Origin of the sequence: Flagellimonas ochracea, from assembly GCF_009903685.1 — a bacterium.
GTDB classification, from domain to species: domain Bacteria; phylum Bacteroidota; class Bacteroidia; order Flavobacteriales; family Flavobacteriaceae; genus Flagellimonas; species Flagellimonas ochracea.
The window spans coordinates 99,678-119,980 of record NZ_JAAABI010000004.1; the positions used below are offsets into that span (position 1 = coordinate 99,678).

Genomic DNA, 20,303 nt, shown 5'->3' on the forward strand with positions numbered 1-20,303 from the left:
GCTCCAGGCAGTTGAAAGAGAACTTTTGATGTTCGCTCTCAACTGCCCGGAATCGAACCGGGATTACTTGATTTACAATCAAGCGTGTTTGGCCATATTACACTACAGCTGTATTTTAAATATCGTCTTTTTAAAATTACGCACAATTTGTATATATGTGAAACTTTAATTGGGCTTATACCCGCAATCAGTATGGCTATGCCCAACTAACGAGCTTTTCAGTTCCGCAGTGCACCCTTTATTATATTTTTTGTTTCCTTTCATCACTTAAACCATATACTCATTTACTGTTAGGCACTGTGCTTTATCTGATTTTTGATTTAACATTGTCAAAGTATGGATATTCAATCAAAGTTACTTCTCCATTACTTTCATTTGTAAACTCAAATTTTACATCAGCATAGTTTCGTTCCAACAGATCATTAATATCCGTTATTGTCATTGCTCTGTATTTTCCATTGTACATATACATAGTTGGTGCGTTAATTATAAATATGCCTCTGACTTCGTAATTGGCAAGTTCTACTTTGAAGTCTTGTGGATAGGTTTGTTGGAAATGAGTCTCTACAATATTTTTATTTCGATTGACCCAATAAACTTTTCGTTCTAATTGACCTTCATACTTTTCTTTAAAATTTGAATAGTCCCTTCTCCAGTTGTTCATATCGTGTCTTGAACGATTGTGTTTACATTCACAGACGTAGATAAGTTCATAATCGACATCAACAAACAAAACATCAATATCCCCAACATCATTTTTGATGTTTATGTTTTGCCCATTTGGTTGATTAAATGATTCCACGTTGGAATCATTGAAAAAAGACTTTTCGTTAAGAACTTGGACTATTGGGTCTTCAAGGAATTTATCGTGAATGTTATGTGTTTTTTGAACAAACTCTTTTATTTTTTGATGCCCAGTCCATTCAGTTGGATAAAGTCCAAAAGGAAAAGCATTAGTCGATAAAAGTGACATACTTTCAAGCCATTTATTATATCCAATCAAATTGTAAATCTGTCCATCAACATTTAATTCAATGATTGGTCTATACGTAAAACGAAATTCAGATTGGTTATTAAAGAAACATCTTTCAATGGAAAGACAATTGTCTTTGTTTACCGTTAAACCTGCATAAAAATCATTGATAAAGTTTTCGTCACATTTAAGCTCATTCAAAATGTTCTCTTTCAAAGGTTCAATTTTTGTTAATCCCAACCTATAAATGGGTGATTGTAATTGTTGATTTATAAAGGATGCCAAATCATCATATTTGATACCATAATTATCCTCAACAATTTGTTTAAATTCTGTCATTGAATCGGACAAGGCAACTTTAGAACTGTGCCTAGGCATGTCATGAAAAATATACTTGAATAGTTCGGGATATGGTTGATGTGTTAGGATATTTAATTCATCTTCAACAACTTGAATTCCGGTGGAAGTATCAAAAAGTTGGCTTCTAGCAGTATGTTCGCTTATCATGAGGCACCAGGAGCCTATGTATAAAAGTTCCTCCAATAGACTTACGTAGGTCTCTAGATTGTCCCTCATTTCATAAAAGAAATTGGGTGTGCCAACCAAATCGAACTTTGTTGATTGCTCCAATATTATCTTTAGAACTCTTCTTGCCGAAGCGAACTCTTCTTCGTCAATGTTCAAGGGAACATCCTGTATTTGTAGTTGCCATAAGTCAATCGAATCTTCATGTAAATTATGGCAAAAAATATAGAAAGAAGCTCTCTTCTCTTCCGACAACTTTTCTTCAAAAATGCCACAAAGAGTGAAGAAGCACTCTTTTAAAACATCTTGTACCAAATTGGGTTCATTTACTTCTTCATTCCCGAATTTTTCGAAAACTAGATTGCTTAAAAGGGGCCAATATTTGTCCTTATAATCAGAATTGGCCAGTACAACTTTCTTATTATGAGTTCTTATTATCCCCATTTTTTTCAGTATTGCGCCCAATGGTCCGGGCAATGATTTCACCGTTAAATGATTTGGCAGAATCGTTCCGCAGCAGAAATCTGCCATTTCATTGGTTTACGTTTAATTGTATCTATTCAGCCACGCTGAAATATGGCCATCTTCGGCGGGGGTTATCTATTTAAGAAGCCTTTAAGTTTCATTACCTCATCCGGATTATCTTTAAAAAGCAGGAACAAAAAGTAAAACTTTAAATTGGCTTCCAATGATATTCCCCAAGTTTTGTTTTCCTTGATTTTAGCTTTACGCTTATCGAAATCGTCCTTATTAAACGATTCAACTTCCGCTGAAACTCCACCATGGACATATGATGACAGCATATTGTACTTTTCTAAAAAATCAAATAGCATGGTGTGAAGAACATTTTCTTCTTTGCTTTGATTTTCTGAATTGAACAAATACTTAATTACGTTTCTGACATTGCTAAATTGAGATGCTTTTTTATGGATATTGTCAATTTGCAATTGGGTCAAGTCCCTAAATTCGTTCCCATACTTTGATAGGTAACCATTGATGTCTTCGTGCTTTAGATCGTTTTTGATTTTATCGAGATTGAAGTAATAATTCTCCCTTTTTATTATTTCTGATTTCACATATTCGTCATAGTATGCTTCCCCTACCAAATCATTTTTTTTGGTAGCTGTTTTGAAATACACATAATAGCCTATCAAATAATGTTCCAACAGCGTTCTTAGCAAGACTTGCGATGAATAAAAATTTCCATCACTTTTGTTCAAAATCTTTCTGAGCGACTCAATTTGCAGAACTTTTGAGTAAAGACACAACATCGATTTTGGGAATGAGTGGTTCTCAATTAGAGTTTCAATTCCTTCTTTGTGATTCTTAAAAACTTCTTTGATAAATTTAAATCTCTTTTCTATCGTCATTCTCGTATAATTACAGTCAACGGTCTTGTATAACCGTCACCTACCGGTTTTAAGTTATTGTTTTTCGGTTTATAAATGCGTTAACAATTCCGAGTGGATTAGGCCTTAGTTGAATCCACTGTTATTGCGGTCTTACACTGTTGTGCGCTGACTTTTTTTTATCCCAAATTATGGCAGAACTGAAAACTCGATTTTCGTCTTTCAAGTCTAAAAAGGGTTCAAAAGTTGTAACTTCCATATCAGACGTTCCGCCCTTATTTGAACAAAGTATTTTCTTAATGTTTTTATATATTTCCGCATCTTCTTTATTGTAACCTGGGAAAGCTATACTTATTTGCGCTTCTCTTGATTTAGTTTTCAGTACAAAAGTGTTTAAGAAGCATATAAGTTCTTTTGGCTTATTTATGGTATTTGCTCCGACATACATTTCTGGAAATTCGTAATTGATCCAAAATGGGTCGGTTATTATTTCCTTTTCTGGATTCAAAATCTGTTCTCTTACGATGTCTAAATTTTGATTGAACAGAAAAATATGCCCATACTTTTCAAATCCAAGCAAGTAACCAATCTTTAAAAGAGCAATTGATGCCAACCTCATATTTCCCTTGTCGGGAATTTTCATATTGAACTGGAATTTCCGAGTCGCATATTTTCCAAACTCACCTTCGATTGGAAAAAAACCTCTTTCCTCACTAGCCAAAAAGTTATCAAAATCTTTTGGATTTGAGTATTTGGTTTGAAGATTAAAAGTCATTTTGCCTTCATTGTCAAAACTCAAATCAGCTGTAACTTTTGAGCCTTGGGAATTTTCTAATTTAGTTCTATGTTCTGAGTTTGGACTAAAACTCTTGAAGTCTTGTTCCAACAGATATGTAAGTAATTCAACATCTGTTTTGTGTCCGCTTTTGTTGTTACATTCTTTACAGGTCAAAATGTTATCTTTTCCACCCAAAGATTTTGGTGGATTATGTTCTAACGTCAGATAATTTTCACTGCTAGGATTTAAGTCACTTTCAAGAAAAACCTCCAAACATAGAGGACATAAAACGCCTTTGTCAAATTCTACTTTGAATTTGGCATTCGTTTTTTCTTTTATCCATTTAAGGTTTTGAGAATAAACGTCGAATATCTTCTTTTTCTTCTTGAATTTCCTCATTTTTCAGCTTGTGCACAACGGCCCGGGTATGATTTCGGCATGTATGGCATCGCAGAAGAGCGAAGTGCGGGCCTTTACCTCTGGCCTGCGGAGCAAGCTGCGGGACAAAATCATTCAAGCCTCGATTTAGGGTTTAAATGTAGGAAAAATTGTCGGCTGGTTGGAATGAAGTGCTGAATTATAGCCTTTGAAAGCCACTGTTTCTATTTAGGTAATACTTTTTCAAAATACAACTCCAATTTATTTGGATGAGGATAAACAACATACACCGGCACGTTAGGAAAAACCCTTGCTCTAATACTCAAAATAAGTCGATATGCACTGGGTTTATTGTCAATCATTTGGTGTCCAATATAAAGTCCTTTAACCTTTTCAGGGTCGTAATGTAAAATCCTATCTTTTTTCGGTCCTAAAGTAGTAATGAAACGCCATTCATTTTCATATTCCCAATGCTTGAGTTTTGTCGTCAACATATATTGAATAGCAAATGGATATTCTTTTTTTACTTTGACAAGTTTTTTTGGATATATAACTTTCACAAAAGTTCCACCAGCAGTTTGGTCAGCACTAGGAATAACGGTTACTTCTGTTCCTTTAAATTCAATTGCAAACCCATGATAATTGTCCGTGTAATGTGCCCACATAACATGATTATCCACAATTTCAGTCATAGAAACCACTCCGAGATTCGAACAATTATTTCTTTTAACTGTTGTCATTTCGTTGATTGTCTGTATGTCCTCTGCACTATCCAAAAGATTGATATTACAATCAAATGGGTCATTAAATGAGGCAGGGTTTGACAGATGAAAATATGAGTTCATGAGCGAATCCAAATTGTTGATGTTCAAAGAATAGTATTTGAAAGCTTTTTCAGCTTTTTTTGGCATCATTACTCCGTTTTGGGAATAATGCCAAAAGCCAGTATCCTTTTCTTTTATTATGGTGTATTCTTCATCAATTTTAAATTCTGTCATTTTTTCAAATAGTGGCTAACTTGTTTATATAATCATAAAATACATCTATATACGCCCAAAACTGAATAAAATTGACGTCATGTATTATATTCTTTTTTTAGTTTTTGAGTATCTATATTAGGTTCTTGTTGATCGCGGAATATTTACCTCCAAAATCTTTTACGGTCCAAGGATTTCACCCTGTTCCACTCGTCCTTCAATATCCTTTGAGTAATTCTAGTTATTTCATCGGCAATGACCTCATAATGCAGTTGGTCGGACCTAGCGAATAAAAAACCTTTCATTTCCTCCATTTTGGCCAATAGCTGTTTTGAGTTGTCCTCATAAGGATTTAACATCAATTCGATTTTTCTTAAAAGGGCAGTATATTCTTGTATTGCAGCAATTTGCTCGGTTTGTACTCTTAAATCTACTACATTACATACCGCCAAATACTCTGATATTGCCTGCCGTAAACCATTTATCCAATCCTGTCTTTTATCGGCTACATGTACTCTTCTATCTCGGTTGGCTCTGACCCAAGTGGCTATTCCAAGGACAACCGCTAACAAAAATGTACCAATCCCAATCGCTAGATTCCCATAAACAATCCAATTGTATTCTTGCTCCATCACTTATTTATTCTACGATACTGAATTTTTTTTACCAAGTATCACTGATATTTGTCTCATTTCAAACAAGGGTAAATTTACCTCATAACCGTTCCATCATTTCTTGTATGATCCTTCTTGATTTCGACCTATCTATGGACAATTTTGCAGTTATGCATGCATATAAAATGGCCGACAATAGTCTCGTAGTGTATATCAGTTCTGGTCCAGAGGCTTTGAGAGGTTTAATACTGCTGTCGTAATGTGTAAAATAGTTTCTTGTGTTTATGGCCATATTTATGAAATTCTTTTTTGCCTTGTTGTCCTCAAAAAGGAAATCCAGTTCATATCTGTTAATCAAGTCTTTAAGCCTTTGTCTCAAGTTGGGTTCATTCGCGTAGCGCAAGAGTTGTTCCATCCAATCCCTATCGTTATTCGGTTCTGGGAAAGCGTCCATTGCGGCATTTTTCAATTTTTCGAAATACTCGATTGAAAACTTGTTCATATCACTCTCTAAACGGTGAAAAACTTCTACGGCATGGGCGGCATCAAGAAATCTATTCTCAGTGAAATGACGTTTTGACTTTAACCTACTGTTAATTAAGTTAATTGGTATGTGAAAGGTTTTGTATAAACCAAACCATTCATTCAATACCACATCAAAATTTTCCTCGACAATGGAATATGGTATGATATGATCCATGATATTGTTATGGATACTACCAGAATGAAAAAAGGTGGTTGGAAAATAGACTTCCACCGGAATATTTCTGGTCGAGGATCCAATTTTTTCGATAAAAGCATTGTCTTTCAACTCAAACTTGGTCGGATAACTCTGTTCATTGGTGCAAAATGATATGAACGTAACAAAGCATTTAATATCCTCCCAAATCCTCAACCAATTCTCCTTGGAGACGTAAGAAAGATTTAACTCGGTAAATTGCTCAACAATGTGTCGGTTTGAATCATTTTCAGGCTTAAGAGACGCATCATGGTATATATTACAAGTGATGTCTCCATTCAATATAATATCGTCCATACTTGTACTTCTGCCTTCAATTTTAAAGGACCAATCTTCAAAATTGTGCTCAATTTTCATGTTTGGTGGATTGAACCATGGTTCCAGATTGAATGTCGAAAATGAAGCTTCACGGAAAATTAGATCGTCCTTGCTCTGTACCTGTATCCCTTTGAAAATAAACGTCACGTTATAAGTGGTAATCGTTCCAAAATTGCGACTGCTCTTAAACGACCTATAATCTAAATCAACCAGCGTGAAAACTCCCATTGGCGTCTTACCGACGACCAAGTCTATCTTATGGTGCCGGAATGGAATGGGATCCTCCGTAAAACTTCCGAATATTGAAATTGAAATTCTGGTTTCAGGGTCAAATGTTAACTTTCCATGAATCCAATCATTTTTTGTGGCATTACTCCACTTTCCCTCAATTTCAAATTTATTGATCAAATGTTTAGATTTAGTAGTTCAATTAATTTTGCTTAATGTTCTTTCTATGGCCTCAATTTCCTAGAAAGCCCATTATATCTCAAATATTTGTAATAGATCGCCTTAGAGAAGTTCAGTCCCTCGCAAATCTCAGAAACTGTCAGTTTACCTTCCTTAAATTACTCCTTACAAAGTACAGCTTTTTGTTGGTTTTTCTTACTTGCAATTTTGTATATCAACGGCTTTGTTTTTAACTTTTTTGTATTTAGTCTTCCTTCGAACTGAGCCAAATAAATTTCACAATCAACTCATATTTTTATTAATTTTGAGCCGAATAAGAATTGTAATCGACTCATGCGTTATAATTGGCAACAAAAAGATTGGCCGAATTTTCAATATCAAACTACGAGTATTGAAGATATGCTCTTTGATTTTGCCCAACGTACTGGCCGCATAAGTGGTGTTTTGGAAGGCCTATCAGAAACCGAACAAACGGAGGCTATGATAAACCTTATGGTTTCTGAGGCCATAAAGACATCCGAAATCGAAGGAGAGTATTTAAGTCGAAATGATGTGATGTCTTCCATTCGTAGAAACTTAGGGCTTAACCCAGAATTACCCTTAACGAAAGATAAAAGAGCTGAGGGAGTGGCAGAACTGATGCTCGCAGTTCGAAATAATTTCTCAAAACCACTGACAAGCCAAATACTGTTTGATTGGCATACCATGTTATTGAAGGGTAATACCAAAATTCAAATAGGGCAATGGCGTACCCATGAAGAACCCATGCAAATAGTTTCTGGTGGGATGAGTAGTGAGGTGGTTCATTTTGAAGCCCCACCCCCAAAAAGAGTTTCTACCGAAATGGATGGTTTTATCAATTGGTTCAACCACGCTCAGGACACCATTAAGAAACCAATTTTAAGAGCTGCTGTTGCCCATTTGTATTTTGAATCCATCCACCCTTTTGAAGATGGTAATGGAAGAATAGGGCGTGCCATTGCTGAAAAAGCACTTTCGCAAGGTATAGGCCGTCCAGTATTGTTCAGTTTGTCCAAATCCATTGATGGAAATAAAAAAGCTTATTACGACGCATTGCAGAGGGCACAGCTTTCCAATGAAATTACGGATTGGATATATTATTTCGTCCAGACCGTTCTCGATGCCCAAATTGATGCCGAACAAGAAATTGAGTTTACGCTGAAGAAAACCAGGTTCTTTGATCAGTATAAGGATGTACTCAATGACCGTCAACAAAAAGTGGTTGGTAGAATGTTGGAAGAAGGACATCAAGGTTTTGAAGGTGGGATGAATGCCAGGAAATATGTATCGCTTGCAAGAACTTCAAAAGCCACTGCTACAAGAGATTTGCAAGACCTGGTGGAGAAGCAGATATTTAGACCCGTTGGTGGAGGAAGAAGTACCAGGTATGAAATCCATATTTAGTATTCACAAGAAATTACAGAAAACCTCATGTAGTCTGTGGGATTAATAACTAGGAATTATTAAAGACCATAATACTTTGTAATAGCTTCAGCTAGCAATTGTCCTGCAGCACCAGCTGATACTTGCCAACCACCACTGGCAGCTTTGGCAACCATTTGTCCAATCCAACTACTCACTTTACTCCCAAAGGACTTTGTTTCTCTATTCGGTTCCTCTTGATCTATTATTTCCATCAAAGCCGCTGAATCTTTTGCATCAACACCAAATTCTTCAAGGAATGATGCTAGTTCTTCCTTGTTGCCTTTTGAAATAGTAACACTAGCTTTAATTTTTGCCTTGTCTCCGGTATTCAAGATATTTCCGTCACCAGTAATATTGTTCGTGATCATATATGTATTTACTTTTTGGTTATTATTTGTTTTATCACCGCGATACTCAGATATATCCACTTCATGACCAAATTCCTTTGCAATATCCATAGCAAATGCCAGCAGATTGGTCCTAACTTTCTGCAAAAGATCTTCAATTCTAGCACTTCTAGTGGTCAGTCTAGCTGCAGTAATTTTTGAGCGATAAGGTGAGCTGGAATTATATATTTTTTCAACGGTAGGCTGAAATTCTAACAGTAGTTCCGATGGCAATGGAAATTCAATCATATCATTACCTTTAACTATTAGATCAGATTTTGTCCTTTCAAGGGAACTTATTCCTTCTAATAAGGGTATGGAAGTACAAGCTTCCCGCATTTCTTCACTTAATGATGATAATGGAAAGTCCGTTTTTGAAAAAACCTGTCCAGCTGATAAAATATCAATTTCCAATCTGGCTCCAATTTTTCGATATTCTGGTAGTTCATCGTTTACCTCAAATCCATTTAGTTCCTTCTCGGTAAAATTAATCAAGGTCTCATTGTCAGTAAGCTTACCAAAATAAAGCAATTTCATCAATGGTCCACTTAAACTTTTTTCTGGATTCACAAGCTCTTGAATGGCATCTTCCAGAAGGAACTTTTGATCTTTGTCACTCATTATAATTTTCTTTTATTAATCTAAAGAAATTCCCCTGGCTGTTTTTTATTTATCCTCAATTCATCAGGCTTCGTCGTAGACATCTATTGTAAGCCATATTTTACTTACAATTTTTGACCTCCACCTTTTCATACGGCAATAAATTAAACAATTTTTGAGTATTTGATTCTTCACAATTAGTTAAAACTTCATCAAATATTGGTTTAAGTTCTCAGGAGATTTATGAGCTTTAGACTGATTTTATGGAAGTGTTAGTATGCTCTAAAAATAGTTAAACAACCGTTGTGTCCATATCACCCTATGTTTTAGCGAGCGAAACGAAGTTTCGTGCTGCAAGTCCCAAATCCTTACCAAACTTCATCCTATCTTTTTGCGAGGCAAATTAAAATTCCTCATTTAAATCTTGCCTCAAGCTTTCCAATTCACTTTCTTCAATTTCAATTTTGTAGTACGATTTTCCAAACCGAGGTTTTTCCAGTTTAATATAATCCAATACTTTCAAAATTCTATTTCGTTCCTTCTTCCAATTCTCTTTTAGCATATAATTATCATACTGGGTCACTTTATCCCTTTTTAAAGATTGGTCAAACATCTTTTGCTGAAACTCCAGATTCTTTCTTTTACTCCTTTCTTCCACTTCGGCAAAATCGAACACCTTTTTGAGCATATCATGAATTTTCGGGATGCTACTGTTCTTCTCCCAATTTCGAAGTAGTTCTTCTATATAATCAAACCTTTTGGTCATGTAATGGACATATCCCATGTGGTTCATCAAGTACTTGTTCTTTGGCGAGATCTTTGCTCCTTCAAAAAAGTCCATCATCAGTTCCAAGGTCAATGTATGTGACTTCGATATTTTCTTTGAAAACTCTCGATATCTTCCGGCAACTATCCGATTGATACTTATGGCCGAGAAATCACTTTTTTTCTTCTTTTTCAATTCCATTACAGTAACTTTTTTTAAGGTTTATAGGGTCTTAACGGGTGTTTATTGAGTTTTTGACGCAAAAATAATCGCATGCCATTTTCAATTCATTGAAAATCAATGATTTGCAATCCGTAACATCGCTTTAGCGTGTTACCCTCTTGCTTTACAAATCTTTATCCGCTCCGCTACTAAAATTTGTAAACTTCCACGAGGTACTTTTCAAAGAAAAAGTAGGTTGCGCCCTATTGGATTTTTGCTTTACGCTTACCTATCGGGACGCTACAAAAACCCAATAGGAACCATGCGCAAAAGTTAGGGGTAAGGATTTGGGACAATTTTAGTTTTCAATGCTGCCTTCGTCTTTTGGATTAGAATTTTCAACAGGTTTTATCTTTTCTTTTAATCGGTCCATTTCCTCGGCTATTTTGCTATCCAGAACCTTCGCGTAAATCTGGGTGGTCTTTAAAGAACGATGTCCCAACATTTTACTGACTGTCGAAATTGATACTCCATTTGACAATGTCACTGTAGTTGCAAATGTATGCCGTGCTAAATGTGTAGTGAGATTTTTGTTAATTCCACAGACATCAGCAATCTCTTTTAAATAAGCATTTGATTTTTGATTGGTCAATACTGGCAAAACGCCTTTTCCATCCAATACGTAAGGATGGCTACGATACTTAAGAATAATTTCTTCGGCTGGAGCCAGCAATGGTATACTACTGATAGCTTTGGTTTTTTTTCTAGGCATTTTAATCCATCTATCCCCATTGACCCCTATTATAATATGCTCTTCTTTTAGTTGTTGCACATCCGAATAGGCCAGACCCGTATAACAACAGAACACAAAAACATCCCTAACCAAATCAAGACGTGGCAAAAATGATTTCTTATCTCGTAATGCATCCAATTCGGTTTGGGTCAGATATTGCTTCTCCTTTGTTTTCCAAGAAGCTTTCCAATGAAAGAAGGGGTCTTTGGTAATCCATTCGTTGGCCAAGGCAATCCGCATAATCTTTTTGAAGTTCACCACATACTTAATAGCCGTGTTGTGTTCACAGTTTCTTTGCGACTTTAAAAAGAATTCCAATCCCGTAATAAACTTATGGTCGACCCTACGAACGGGAATATCGTTTCTATGGTAGTTTTGTATGATGTAGGCAGAGACGTGCTTATAAGCTGCCTTATAGCGTTGTAACGTCCCTTTGGTAAAACCTTTACCCAACAGACTTTCAATTTCATCATTATGCTCTTGAAAGATTTCAAGAAGCATATACTCTTTGCCCTCTTTCCCCAGATAAATATTCTTTATGATGGCAGCTGAAATATCCTCTCGTTCTTTTAGCAACGAATCGTAAATGTCGTAAAGCCTATTCTTCACATTATCCAGAAATCGATTGAAATTGGATACCTCTGTAGTAGTTCCTCTCAGTTTTCCGCCCCTTGAATCCCACCGTTGTTCTTCTACACGACGCCCTAAACTGAATTCACTACGTTTGCCATTAATGGTCACACGAGCGTAAATCATAGCCTTGCCATCAGTATCAGACCTTAATTTTTTAGGGTAAAAAAGGATGTTCAATTTGCCATACATAGGTGAGAGTTTTAAATACTCACCAGAAGGTACGAAAAACAAATGTTAAAATTTCTTTGTAAAGGTTTCTTTAACAGTGAATTACAGCGTTTTTGGTGAGTGTTTTTGAAGGGGTAAAATACGCACCGAATTCCTCACTTTTTATGTGGTTTTATATGGTATTTTTTGACATTAAATAAAATTAAAAAGCCCGTAAATCATTGATTTACAGGCTTTTTGTGAAATTTTGAACAATTTCTAGCGGTCTGGACGGGACTCGAACCCGCGACCCCCTGCGTGACAGGCAGGTATTCTAACCAACTGAACTACCAGACCAATGATTTTATCCTAAGTGAGGACTCTGACAACAGTCAGACTCAAATCTTGTTACAAATGCTTTTTTACAAGCGAGTGCAAATATACATTCTCCATTCCGATTCAACAAAACATTTTTTTCAAAAAATAATGAGCCTAAGCAAACCTTTGCTGCTCGATCATAAAGGTATTCAACACTTTGGCAAAGCTGGATTGCACATCCACACCCATATATTTAATCCCATACCGAGCACATTGCAGTTTTAAATCGTCTTGATATTGAAGTACTTTTTGATTGTACGCTCTTTTAACGGTGTCCGCATACAAATCGATGTGCGCTCCGGTTTCCACATCCACAAAACGTTTGGGCACATTTTCAAATTCAAAACTTAATTCACGCTTATAATCCAAAAGATGAAAAAGCACCACGGCGTGTTTGTTGTATTTCAAATGGCGAAGGGCATCAAACAGTTGAGCCTCTTCTTTTTCCGTTTGGAACATATCCGAGAACAAAATGATAAGGCTTCGCCGATGCACTTTTTCCGCAATTTGGTGTAGATAGGTATAGGTCTTTGTTGTTTCCGAATTGCTTTTGTTCTGACGGACTTCATTCAATTTTGAATAGAGCATCTGAAAATGTCGTTCACTACTTTTTTCAGAAGCATGAAAATTATACGAGTCTGAAAAAATGCTCAATCCAACAGCATCGCGTTGTTTTTTTAAGATTTGCATCAAGGCAGCAATCGCCAAAACCCCAAAGCCTATTTTGTTGAGGTTGTGCAAGGAAAGATTTTTTACCTGGGGATAATACATGGATGCCGAATTGTCCAAAATCATATGGCATCTCAAATTGGTCTCATCTTCGTAGCGTTTGGTGTAGAGCCGGTCTGTTTTGGCAAACAATTTCCAATCGATATGCTTGGTGCTCTCTCCAGGGTTATAGATTTTGTGCTCAGCAAATTCTGCAGAAAACCCATGAAAAGGACTTTTGTGGATGCCACTGATGAAACCCTCCACAATTTGGTTGGCCAAAAGCTCAAGATTTGGAAAAAGTGGAGCGCTATGAAGTTCAGACCTTATATCCATAAAATGCTAATGCGTCCAAGATAAAACAAAAAAGGTTTGGCAATTGCCAAACCTTTTTTAAAATCTCGTAGGGAAAAATTCTTTACAATGCCGCATCTATGGCATCGGTATATACTTTTTTGGGAGACACGCCCACTTGACGATTGATTATCTCTCCATTTTTAAAGACCAACACGGTGGGAATATTTCGCACACCATATTTGGCAGCATATTGTTGATGTGCATCCACATCTACTTTGCCTACTACGGCTTTACCTTCATACTCTGTGCTTACTTCTTCAATGATAGGACCTACCATTCTACAGGGGCCACACCAGGCCGCCCAAAAATCGACAACAACGGGTTTGTCGCTCTTAAGTACTACATCTTCAAAGGTTTCGTCTGTTATTTCTAGTGCCATTTCTTGTAATTTTGATGTTCGCAAAGTTAGTCAAATATTGCCCAGTTTCCTTACGCATACTGTATTCATTTTAATTATGACGCCATTGGCATTGGTTATGGCCTAGTTCAGTTTATAATGGATTTCATGGGCCTCTAACATGGACAATAGCTCACTGTTTATCTTAACCTTTTGTTTTCTGCTAGATAGATTCAGTTTTATTTCATCCTCCATTTCGTAGACCACAAAGTTGAGCGGATGATCTCCTTTGTAGGACCTTAGGGTGTCCTTCAAAGTTTGAATCCGTTTTTCTTGGAGACGTCCTATGTCCAGTTTAATGGTCAGTTTTTTGGCAAAGGAATCCATCACATCTTGCAATTGTTTAAAATCGTTGAACTGTAGTCGAGGATCTCCTTTTTTGCCTGTGTCACGATTTACCCATCCTTCGCGTACAAAAGCCTTGATGTAAACAAAGGAATTGATCATCAAAAAATGTCTGAACTTGAGGTACTCTTCCCCAAAAATTCGAAATTCATGGGAATCTGTGTAGTCTTCCAAGGTGAAAAGCCCCCAGCCTTTGCCATTTTTGGATATACGATGTTGCACATCCGTAATAACACCTGCTACGGAAAGTTCTCGATTCACATAATTTTCCAAATCTGAAAACACGGAAACACTGGTGTTGCAGAAGGCCTTGATCTCTTTTTTGAAATCGTCCAATGGATGACCAGAAATATAAATACCCACCACTTCTTTTTCCCGGCGCAGTTTTTCCATGGTGCCCCAATCTTCACAGGGCGGCACCACAGGTTCTGGAATCTGTACCTCACTTGCTTCTCCAAACAAACTTACCTGGGAAGAATTTTCGTTTTCCTGAAACTTGGCCCCGTATTTTACTGCCTTTTCCAAGAAGTTAATACCATCACCGTCATGATGAAAATATTGTGCTCGATGTGTGTCGGTGAATGAATCAAAACCACCAGCCAGTGCCAAATTTTCGAAAGCCTTTTTGTTGGCTGACCGTAAATCCACACGTTTTGTCAGGTCAAATACCGATTTATAGGGGCCGTCCTTTTTACGGTTTTCCACAATGGTTTCAACTGCGGAGCGCCCCACACCTTTTATGGCTCCCATCCCAAAACGTATGGCATTGTCCTTGTTCACAGCAAACTTGTAGTATGATTCATTGACATCGGGACCCAAAACGTTCAAACCCATTCGCTTGCACTCTTCCATGAAGAACGTAACCTGTTTGATGTCGTTCATGTTGTTCGACAATACTGCTGCCATGTATTCTGCAGGGTAATGCGCTTTCAAATATGCCGTTTGGTAGGCAATATAAGCGTAGCAGGTAGAGTGGCTTTTGTTGAAGGCATAAGAGGCAAAGGCTTCCCAGTCTTTCCATATTTTTTCAAGAACTTCTCTTGGATGACCATTTTTTTCGCCCCCATCCAAGAATTGGGGTTTCAGTTTTTGAAGTAGGGCGAATATTTTTTTACCCATTGCCTTTCGAAGTACATCGGCATCACCTTTTGAGAATCCGGCCAACTTTTGGGAAAGTAGCATCACCTGCTCTTGGTACACCGTAATACCGTATGTTTCCTTCAGAAATTCTTCCATTTCCGGAAGATCATACGTGATTTCCTCTTCCCCATGTTTACGGGCAATGAAACTCGGGATGTATTCCATGGGTCCGGGACGGTAGAGTGCATTCATGGCGATGAGGTCATCAAAAACCGTAGGTTTTAGATTCTTCATGTGCTTTTGCATCCCAGGTGATTCATATTGAAAGATACCCACGGTATCTCCTCGTTGAAAAAGCTCGTAGGTCTTTTCATCATCCAACGGGAAATCATCTGGGACCAATTGAGTTCCTGTTCGGGCCTTGACAATTTTTACAGTGTCCTTGATTAAGGTCAAAGTTTTTAAACCCAGAAAGTCCATTTTAAGAAGCCCGGCACTTTCAACAACTGAATTGTCGAACTGGGTCACATATAAATCAGAATCTTTTGCTGTGGCAACCGGCACAAAATTGGTGATGTCGTCGGGCGTTATGATGACCCCACAGGCATGAATTCCCGTGTTGCGGAGTGAACCTTCAAGAACACGTGCCATTTTCACGGTTTGCCCTTCCAAATCATCACTTTCAGAAATATTGAGCAGTTCATGGACCTTTTCAAGCTCATCAGAACGAAATTTTTTCTTCAAATCGGCTTCTTCCGTACCAAATATCTTGTTCAATTTGGACATGTTCGGAATCAACTTGGCTATACGGTCGGCATCATTCAAGGGCAAGTCCAAAACCCTAGCTGTATCCCGAATGGAAGATTTGGCTGCCATGGTTCCGTAGGTAATGATTTGGGCCACTTGGTTTGCCCCATATTTGTTGATGACGTAGTCCATGACCTTACCACGACCCTCGTCATCAAAATCAATATCGATATCGGGCATGGAAACTCTATCTGGATTTAGGAACCGCTCAAAAAGAAGGTCATATTTAAGCGGGTCGATATTGGTAATCCCCAGACAATAAGCTACTACTGAACCTGCCGCGGAGCCCCGTCCTGGACCAACGGAAACCCCCATGTTTCTAGCCTCGCGTATAAAATCTTCCACGATGAGAAAATAACCGGGATACCCAGAATTCTCAATAGTTGCCAATTCAAAGTCTATCCGCTCCAAAATTTCATCGGTGATAGTTCCGTATCTCTCCTTGGCACCTTCCAGCGTGATATGCCTTAAGTACGCATTTTCACCACGCTTTCCCCCATCCAGTTCATCTTCTTTTACTTTGAACTCATTGGGAATGTCGAATTTTGGCAGAAGGATGTCACTTGCGAGATTATAGGGTTCCACCTTTTCCACAATCTCTTGGATATTGAGAATGGCCTCGGGAACGTCTTTAAAAAGCTCCTTCATCTCATCCGAAGATTTGAAATAGTACTCTTGATTTGGTAGTCCGTAGCGATACCCACGCCCACGGCCTATTGGAGTGGCTTGTTTTTCTCCATCTTTAACGCAAAGTAGAATATCGTGGGCCTCGGCATCCTTTTTATCACAGTAGTAAGTATTGTTGGTGGCAACCAGCTTTATACCGTGCTCTTTGGCCATTTGCACTAAAACTTGGTTCACTCTATTTTCATCTTCCTGCCCATGACGCATCATCTCAATGTAGAGGTCTTCTCCAAATTGTTCTTTCCACCACAAGAGGGCTTCTTTGGCCTGTTTTTCTCCTACATTCAATATTTTGTTGGGCACTTCACCATACAAGTTTCCTGTTAGGGCAATTACATCCTCTTTATATTTTTCAACGATTTTTTTATCGATTCGAGGTACGTAATAGAATCCATCGGTATAAGCAATGGAGGACATTTTGGCAAGATTATGGTATCCCTTTTTATTTTTGGCCAGAAGCACTATCTGATATCCATAATCCTTTACGTTTTTATTGGTGTGGTTCTCACAAACGTGGAACTCGCACCCTACAATGGGCACAATTTCCTTGGCAATGGCTGGCTCCCCGTTTTCTTCCAAGGCTACATTTTGCTCTTGAATGGACTTGTTATGGGCCATAACTTCTTTGACAAAGTGGAAGGCCCCCATCATATTGGCATGGTCGGTAAGGGCAACGGCCGGCATTCCATTTTCCGCTGCGGCTCTTACCAAATCTTTTATATTGATGGTGGATTGAAGTACCGAAAATTGTGAGTGGTTGTGAAGATGTGCGAATGGAGCATCTTCCAAGGATTGAATATTTTCTTCTATTTCTTTGGAGGAAATTTGACCGATATCTTCAGCCCAAAGAGCATCGGCAATTTCCTTGGATGCTTTTTTAAGATTTACATGTCTTAACCCTATAGGTTGAATTTGTTGGGGATTGGCTTGCGTAAACCGTTCGAAATAATCCGGTTGCACATCCAGTTCCTTTGTATTGAACTGCTTTTTTCTTACCAGTTCCAAAAAGCAACGTGTAGTGGCTTCCACATCGGCTGTGGCATTATGGGCTTCGGCAAAGGGTTCGCCAAACAGATGTTCGTGCAACTCGGTAAGTGTGGGCAGCTTAAATTTACCGCCACGTCCACCTGGAATTCTGCAAAGTTCAGCTGTGGCTTCGGTACAGGTGTCCAAAACCGGTAGTTTTGACAATGGACTTTGCATGCCTTTTCTATGGAATTCACATCCCATAATATTGATGTCGAAGTCCACATTTTGCCCTACCACAAACTTGGCACGCTTTAAGGCTTGGTTGAAGGTTTCCAAAACCTGTTCCAAGCGAATCCCTTCTTGCTCGGCCAAAGCAGTTGAGATTCCGTGCACTTGTTCTGCCTCATAAGGAATGTTGAAACCATCAGGTTGTACCAAAAAGTCTTGTTGGTCTACCAGTTCGCCCATCTCGTTATGGAGCTGCCAGGCAATCTGAACGCATCGTGGCCAATTGTCAGTATCGGTAATGGGTGCATCCCATCTTTTGGGCAAACCAGTGGTTTCTGTGTCAAAAATTAAATACATAGGCATTCAGTATGAATCAAAAAAGCAATGAATAAAAGTAAGGAAGAAGGTAGATTCTATAAAAAAGAGTTTTGACGAGTTATCAACTAAAAAAGCCGGACAATTATCCGGCTCTCTTTCTGGGTTTTATGTTAAGACCACTAGGACACTGCGTTTTCGTAAATGTTGGCGGTATCTAAGGTTTCCCTAATCATGTTTCTTTGCCTCATCAACAAATTTTCGGTGGATGGTGGTAGCACGAAATTGGTGTCATTGATTAAATCATTATAGGTTTCAATGGCTTCCTTTTCTCCTCGTTTGACCTCTTCCAATATGGCCTCGTCATCATTTGAGGTAAATAGGGATTTAAAATCAATCCATCTTCTGTGAAAGGTTCCTTTGGTGCTTCCACCCTTATCGGGATTCTGTCCGAAAGCTTTAATTTCCTTTTTCAATTCGTGTCCAAAGTCGTAACGTTGTTTGGCCCTATCTTCAAAGAATTCTCTTATGACCTCATTGTCCGCTTTATCCGCGACTTGCTTGAAGCCTTTTTCCGCGTCATAAGTTCGTTCTAATAATTCGTTTAGTTTGTTTGAAATTTCTACTGTGTACTCCATTTAATCTACTTCATTTTTAATTAATATGTTATTGACTTTCAATAACTTATATATAAACTACAGATTTTTTGCCCAATTCCAAATCTGACGGTGCCTTTAATATAATTTTAACGGTATTGGACCGGTTTGTTAAAAGGATTTAACTTTTTGAATTCCTTTGAGATACAATTAATAAATAAATGTATATTTGCACCCGATTAATAGAAAAGCGGACAACGAAGAATTAATAACCAGGGTCGGGCACCCTACAAATTAATGTGATATGCCAGTTAAGATTAGACTTCAAAGACACGGTAAAAAAGGTAAACCATTTTATTGGGTGGTTGCCGCAGATTCCAGAGCAAAACGAGATGGTAAATTTTTGGAAAAATTGGGAATTTACAACCCCAATACTAATCCAGCAACTATCGATATCAATGTAGACAACTCGGTAAAGTGGTTGCAGAATGGTGCACAACCTACAGATACTGCCAGAGCCATTCTTTCTTATAAAGGTGTTATGTTGAAGCATCACTTGATGGGGGGCGTTGCCAAAGGGGCATTGACCGAAGAGCAGGTGGAAGAAAAATTCAATGCTTGGTTGGAAGAGAAAGAAAAGGCCGTTCAAGCTAAAAAAGACGGTTTGACCAAAGCGGAGGCAGACGCCAGGGCAAAAGCATTGGAAGCGGAGAAAGAAGTAAGTGAAAAAAGAGCTGCCGCTGCTGTGGAAGTGGAGGAAGAAGTTGCCGAAGAAACAACCGAAGAAACAACCGAAGCGGCCACTGAAGAAGCCCCAGCTGTTGAAGAACCAGCACAAGAAGCTGCTGCCGAAGAGCCAGTAGCTGAGGCCCCAGCCGAAGAGGAAGCATCCAAAGAAGAAGAATAGGATAGTAGACTATGCGCAAGGAAGATTGTTTCTACCTGGGCAAAGTCGTTTCAAAATATAGTTTTAAGGGAGAGGTGTTGATTAAATTGGACACCGATAACCCTGAAATCTACGAAAATATGGAATCAGTATTTGTTTCATTGGGAAACAATCTGGTTCCATTTTTTATTCATCGTTGCCGTCTCCATAAATCTAATTTACTTCGTATCGATTTTGAGGATGTAAAAGATGAATCCGCTGCGGACAAAATTATTGGGTCCGAACTCTACCTTCCCTTGACCATGCTACCACCTCTTGAAGGAAACAAGTTCTATTTTCATGAAGTGATAGGGTTCACTTTAATGGACAAGGTATATGGCGATATAGGAATCATTAAGGGAATAAACGACAACGCGTCACAGGAGCTTTTTGAAGTGGAAAAAGATGGCAAGGAGCTTTTGATACCTATAAGCGATGATTTTATAAAGAAAGTTGACCGCAAAAACCGGATTATCCATATAGAAACCCCGGAAGGATTGGTTGACTTATATCTTAACTAAA

Annotated in this window: 16 protein-coding genes and 2 tRNA genes; 3 read left to right on the forward strand and 15 right to left on the reverse strand. The window is 38.0% G+C overall.

Annotation, left to right across the window (positions count from 1 at the left end):
* Window positions 1-37: 37 nt before the first annotated feature.
* The 7 genes from GTQ34_RS12140 to GTQ34_RS12170 form a co-directional block, all read right to left on the reverse strand.
* Window positions 38-112 (reverse strand) — tRNA-Tyr (locus tag GTQ34_RS12140).
* A 192-nt stretch (window positions 113-304) separates the two neighbouring features.
* Window positions 305-1,813: a hypothetical protein gene (locus tag GTQ34_RS12145; protein ID WP_166524079.1), complete on the reverse strand. Its 1,509-nt coding sequence runs from the start codon at window positions 1,811-1,813 to the stop codon at window positions 305-307.
* A gap of 281 nt (window positions 1,814-2,094) precedes the next feature.
* On the reverse strand, window positions 2,095-2,868 hold the full coding sequence (locus GTQ34_RS12150; protein ID WP_166524080.1) for a hypothetical protein: 774 nt from the start codon (window positions 2,866-2,868) through the stop codon (window positions 2,095-2,097).
* A 121-nt stretch (window positions 2,869-2,989) separates the two neighbouring features.
* Window positions 2,990-4,024 carry an HNH endonuclease gene (locus tag GTQ34_RS12155; protein WP_166524081.1) on the reverse strand — a complete coding sequence of 345 codons (1,035 nt, stop codon included), beginning with the start codon at window positions 4,022-4,024 and terminating at the stop codon, window positions 2,990-2,992.
* A 203-nt stretch (window positions 4,025-4,227) separates the two neighbouring features.
* The gene (locus GTQ34_RS12160) at window positions 4,228-5,001 is read right to left on the reverse strand and encodes a DUF2971 domain-containing protein (protein WP_166524082.1); all 774 of its coding nucleotides are present in this window, start codon (window positions 4,999-5,001) and stop codon (window positions 4,228-4,230) included.
* 143 nt (window positions 5,002-5,144) lie between these two features.
* Window positions 5,145-5,612 (reverse strand): hypothetical protein, encoded by a 468-nt coding sequence (locus tag GTQ34_RS12165; protein ID WP_166524083.1) that lies wholly within the window; start codon window positions 5,610-5,612, stop codon window positions 5,145-5,147.
* A gap of 82 nt (window positions 5,613-5,694) precedes the next feature.
* Window positions 5,695-7,059 (reverse strand): ApeA N-terminal domain 1-containing protein, encoded by a 1,365-nt coding sequence (locus GTQ34_RS12170; RefSeq protein ID WP_166524084.1) that lies wholly within the window; start codon window positions 7,057-7,059, stop codon window positions 5,695-5,697.
* A 333-nt stretch (window positions 7,060-7,392) separates the two neighbouring features.
* Here GTQ34_RS12170 and GTQ34_RS12175 point away from each other — a divergent pair, with 333 nt between their 5' ends.
* On the forward strand, window positions 7,393-8,484 hold the full coding sequence (locus GTQ34_RS12175) for a Fic family protein (RefSeq protein ID WP_166524085.1): 1,092 nt from the start codon (window positions 7,393-7,395) through the stop codon (window positions 8,482-8,484).
* A 59-nt stretch (window positions 8,485-8,543) separates the two neighbouring features.
* Here GTQ34_RS12175 and GTQ34_RS12180 read toward each other — a convergent pair whose 3' ends face one another.
* The 8 genes from GTQ34_RS12180 to GTQ34_RS12215 form a co-directional block, all read right to left on the reverse strand.
* Window positions 8,544-9,512: an AbiTii domain-containing protein gene (locus tag GTQ34_RS12180; RefSeq protein ID WP_166524086.1), complete on the reverse strand. Its 969-nt coding sequence runs from the start codon at window positions 9,510-9,512 to the stop codon at window positions 8,544-8,546.
* 382 nt (window positions 9,513-9,894) lie between these two features.
* Window positions 9,895-10,458, reverse strand: a complete 564-nt coding sequence (locus tag GTQ34_RS12185) for a BfmA/BtgA family mobilization protein (RefSeq protein ID WP_166524087.1) — start codon at window positions 10,456-10,458, stop codon at window positions 9,895-9,897.
* Between the two features lie 319 nt (window positions 10,459-10,777).
* Entirely contained in the window at window positions 10,778-12,034 is a 1,257-nt protein-coding gene (locus GTQ34_RS12190; RefSeq protein WP_166524088.1) for a site-specific integrase, read from the reverse strand.
* Window positions 12,035-12,275: 241 nt separating this feature from the next.
* Window positions 12,276-12,349, reverse strand: a tRNA-Asp gene (locus GTQ34_RS12195).
* A 135-nt stretch (window positions 12,350-12,484) separates the two neighbouring features.
* Window positions 12,485-13,414: a DUF58 domain-containing protein gene (locus GTQ34_RS12200; protein WP_166524089.1), complete on the reverse strand. Its 930-nt coding sequence runs from the start codon at window positions 13,412-13,414 to the stop codon at window positions 12,485-12,487.
* Window positions 13,415-13,496: 82 nt separating this feature from the next.
* The gene (gene trxA / locus GTQ34_RS12205; protein ID WP_166524090.1) at window positions 13,497-13,814 is read right to left on the reverse strand and encodes a thioredoxin; all 318 of its coding nucleotides are present in this window, start codon (window positions 13,812-13,814) and stop codon (window positions 13,497-13,499) included.
* Window positions 13,815-13,916: 102 nt separating this feature from the next.
* Entirely contained in the window at window positions 13,917-18,302 is a 4,386-nt protein-coding gene (gene dnaE, locus GTQ34_RS12210; protein WP_166524091.1) for a DNA polymerase III subunit alpha, read from the reverse strand.
* 140 nt (window positions 18,303-18,442) lie between these two features.
* Complete coding sequence (locus GTQ34_RS12215; protein ID WP_166524092.1) at window positions 18,443-18,898, reverse strand: ferritin-like domain-containing protein; 456 nt, start codon at window positions 18,896-18,898, stop codon at window positions 18,443-18,445.
* Window positions 18,899-19,160: 262 nt separating this feature from the next.
* Between GTQ34_RS12215 and GTQ34_RS12220 the strand changes: the two genes are divergently transcribed.
* Together GTQ34_RS12220 and rimM are read left to right on the forward strand one after the other, a co-directional pair.
* On the forward strand, window positions 19,161-19,763 hold the full coding sequence (locus GTQ34_RS12220; RefSeq protein WP_166524093.1) for a 30S ribosomal protein S16: 603 nt from the start codon (window positions 19,161-19,163) through the stop codon (window positions 19,761-19,763).
* Between the two features lie 11 nt (window positions 19,764-19,774).
* Window positions 19,775-20,302: a ribosome maturation factor RimM gene (gene rimM / locus GTQ34_RS12225; protein WP_166524094.1), complete on the forward strand. Its 528-nt coding sequence runs from the start codon at window positions 19,775-19,777 to the stop codon at window positions 20,300-20,302.
* The last annotated feature ends 1 nt before the right edge of the window (window position 20,303 follow it).

Excerpts from the sequence above, each read along its gene's own strand:
- GTQ34_RS12150 (WP_166524080.1), bottom strand. The coding sequence starts at position 2,868 with ATGACGATAGAAAAGAGATTTAAATTTATCAAAGAAGTTTTTAAGAAT.
- GTQ34_RS12155 (WP_166524081.1), bottom strand. The coding sequence starts at position 4,024 with ATGAGGAAATTCAAGAAGAAAAAGAAGATATTCGACGTTTATTCTCAA.
- GTQ34_RS12160 (WP_166524082.1), bottom strand. The coding sequence starts at position 5,001 with ATGACAGAATTTAAAATTGATGAAGAATACACCATAATAAAAGAAAAG.
- GTQ34_RS12165 (WP_166524083.1), bottom strand. The coding sequence starts at position 5,612 with ATGGAGCAAGAATACAATTGGATTGTTTATGGGAATCTAGCGATTGGG.
- GTQ34_RS12175 (WP_166524085.1), top strand. The coding sequence starts at position 7,393 with ATGCGTTATAATTGGCAACAAAAAGATTGGCCGAATTTTCAATATCAA.
- GTQ34_RS12180 (WP_166524086.1), bottom strand. The coding sequence starts at position 9,512 with ATGAGTGACAAAGATCAAAAGTTCCTTCTGGAAGATGCCATTCAAGAG.
- GTQ34_RS12185 (WP_166524087.1), bottom strand. The coding sequence starts at position 10,458 with ATGGAATTGAAAAAGAAGAAAAAAAGTGATTTCTCGGCCATAAGTATC.
- GTQ34_RS12190 (WP_166524088.1), bottom strand. The coding sequence starts at position 12,034 with ATGTATGGCAAATTGAACATCCTTTTTTACCCTAAAAAATTAAGGTCT.
- GTQ34_RS12200 (WP_166524089.1), bottom strand. The coding sequence starts at position 13,414 with ATGGATATAAGGTCTGAACTTCATAGCGCTCCACTTTTTCCAAATCTT.
- trxA (WP_166524090.1), bottom strand. The coding sequence starts at position 13,814 with ATGGCACTAGAAATAACAGACGAAACCTTTGAAGATGTAGTACTTAAG.
- dnaE (WP_166524091.1), bottom strand. The coding sequence starts at position 18,302 with ATGTATTTAATTTTTGACACAGAAACCACTGGTTTGCCCAAAAGATGG.
- GTQ34_RS12215 (WP_166524092.1), bottom strand. The coding sequence starts at position 18,898 with ATGGAGTACACAGTAGAAATTTCAAACAAACTAAACGAATTATTAGAA.
- GTQ34_RS12220 (WP_166524093.1), top strand. The coding sequence starts at position 19,161 with ATGCCAGTTAAGATTAGACTTCAAAGACACGGTAAAAAAGGTAAACCA.
- rimM (WP_166524094.1), top strand. The coding sequence starts at position 19,775 with ATGCGCAAGGAAGATTGTTTCTACCTGGGCAAAGTCGTTTCAAAATAT.